At 70.3% G+C, this 1,940-nt stretch carries 3 protein-coding genes; all 3 read left to right on the forward strand.

Annotated features, from left to right (window positions below; genetic code table 11):
- A partial coding sequence (locus B7X32_RS20640; protein WP_292724051.1) for an ABC transporter permease occupies positions 1-595 on the forward strand: 595 nt, incomplete at its 5' end.
- Positions 596-672: 77 nt separating this feature from the next.
- Positions 673-1,665, forward strand: coding sequence for a sugar ABC transporter substrate-binding protein (locus B7X32_RS20645; RefSeq protein WP_292724053.1), 993 nt, complete (start codon positions 673-675; stop codon positions 1,663-1,665).
- Positions 1,666-1,766: 101 nt separating this feature from the next.
- Positions 1,767-1,940 (forward strand): SDR family NAD(P)-dependent oxidoreductase (locus tag B7X32_RS20650; protein WP_292724056.1); only part of this gene is annotated, 174 nt, incomplete at its 3' end.

The raw sequence follows: 1,940 nt of genomic DNA on the forward strand, positions 1-1,940 counted from the left end.
CCTGTCGGCCTTCGTGGCGACCCTGGCGACGATGACCTCGGTGATCGGGCTCGCATATCTGGTCACCGCGGGGACCACCCTGTTCGGGATGCCGGCCGCCTTCAACGCGCTCGGTCAGGGGCGGTTCCTGAACATCCCGCTTCCGGTGTACTCCGCGATCGTCATCGCCCTGGTGATCTGGTGCGCCCTGCGGTTCACGACCGTGGGCCGCCGCTGGCACGCGATCGGCGGCAACGTCGAGGTGGCGCGCCTCTCCGGGGTCAACGTGCGATTCGCGCGGCTGCTCGCCTTCACGATGGCGGGGCTCGTCTCGGCGATCGGCGGCATCCTGCTCGCCGCGCGGCTCGGCAGCGCGAGCGCCGAGCAGGGCGGGAACAACATGATGTTCTCGGTCGCGGCGGTCTTCCTCGGCATGACCGTGCTCCGCTCGGGGGCGGCGAACCTCGGCGGCACGATGATCGGCGTCGCGATCATCGGCGTGATGAGCAACGGCCTGAACATCCTCGGCGTCAACGCGTACGTGCAGCAGGTCGTCACGGGCCTCATCATCATCGCGGCGGTGACGCTGTCGTTCCTCAAGACGCGGGAGAGGTAGCGAAGCGCCCTCCCTCGCTGCGGCGGTGCCCATCGCCCCAGCCTCCACCCATGCACCACACACAAAGGAGTAGTCACGTGCGTAGGAAAATCACAGCGGTCGCGGCCCTCGCGGCAGCGGCGATGCTCGTGCTGAGCGGCTGCAGCGGCCAGGCCAGCGCCGGCAGCAGCGGCGGCGCGGACGGCAAGCCGTTCAAGGTCATCGCCTTCACGTCCGGCAACCAGACACCGGTCGGGGCCTGGTGGGTCAAGGCGGTCACAGCGCGGGCGAAGGAGCTCGGCTGGGACCTCACGATGATCCAGGGCGACTTCGACTTCCAGAAGATGAACCCCGCGGTCGAGAGCGCGATCGGCCAGGGAGCCGACGTCATCCTCGACGGCTACACCGACGTCGAGTCGATCGGATCCATCGTGACGGCCGCCAAGGATGCGGAGATCCCGATCTTCGCGATGGACTCCGCGACCGCGGCGAACGACGCGTTCGCGCTGAACATCACGACCGACCAGCAGCAGATCGTCGACAAGACGGTCGGCTCGCTCGACGCCGCGGCGTCCGGCCTCAAGGGCAAGACCGTCATGGTCATCGGACACGACCCGCACCCCGGCATCCGGCTGCGCTCCGGCCTGGCCGAGAAGGCGCTGACGGCCGCCGGGGCGACGATCGCGGGCGGCGCGATCCAGAAGGTGACCAACCCCGCCACCGGGCGCACCGAGGCGCTCAGCCTCGTGGCCGACTACCTGTCCGCGCACCCGAACGGGCTGGACGCGGTGTGGGCGGGCTGGGACGACGCCGCGCTCGGCGCCGCCCAGGCGCTGAAGGAGGCGGGCTCGACCGCGAAGGTCTCCGGCGTCGACGCCCTCAGCGAGACCCTGTCGGTGATCGAGGCGGGCGGCAACATGCAGGCCACGATCGAGCAGCCGTGGCCGACGATCCTCGACACGCTCATCACCAAGGTGCAGGCGTACCAGAAGGATCGCACGCTGCCCTCGAAGAACTTCGAGACCGTGGGCGTGACGCTGGTGACGAAGGACAACGCATCGACGGTGACCCCGTCGGACAAGCTGGGCTGACGCCCTGGGCGGGGCGGCACCGTGCCGCCCCGCCCGCCGTCCGCGGGACGGCCTCGGAGACCGAGCGCGCACGGCGCGCCGAGCAGGAAAGGCGGGACGCGATGCGTCTGGAAGGCAAGACAGCCCTGATCACGGGCGGTGCGAGCGGGATCGGCCTGGCCACCGTGCGCAAGTTCGTCCGCGAGGGCGCGAAGGTCATGATCGCGGACATCGACCTGCGGCAGGCGGAGGCGGCCGTCGCCGCGATCGCCGCGGAAGGGTTCGACGGCGCCGTC

The organism is Microbacterium sp. 13-71-7 (assembly GCF_002257455.1).
Lineage (GTDB): Bacteria > Actinomycetota > Actinomycetes > Actinomycetales > Microbacteriaceae > Microbacterium.